The organism is Paracraurococcus lichenis, from assembly GCF_030657435.1.
Taxonomy (GTDB): domain Bacteria; phylum Pseudomonadota; class Alphaproteobacteria; order Acetobacterales; family Acetobacteraceae; genus Paracraurococcus; species Paracraurococcus lichenis.
In genome coordinates, this window is the sequence record NZ_JAUTWS010000631.1 from 1 (window position 1) to 216 (window position 216).

Here is a 216-nt window from a genome sequence, read left to right on the forward strand (position 1 = left end):
ATTCACCGCGCCCGAAGCCTGGCTGATCGGGCCCTTGTAGCCCGACCATCTGCGCAAGTTCATCGCGTCCTTGAACAGCGCGAGCTTGGGATCGGACGACCACACCGCACTCTGCCGATAGGCCTCGAGCGGCTGCGGCCAGTAGCCGATGCAGCCGGTCAACCAGGGATCATACTGCTCCGCCTCCATCATGAACATGATGAAGCGCTTGGCAGC

At 62.5% G+C, this 216-nt stretch carries 1 pseudogene; it reads right to left on the reverse strand.

The annotated features are described in order from the left end of the window. A pseudogene (locus tag Q7A36_RS41510) lies at positions 1-216 on the reverse strand (ABC transporter substrate-binding protein); the annotation flags it as partial.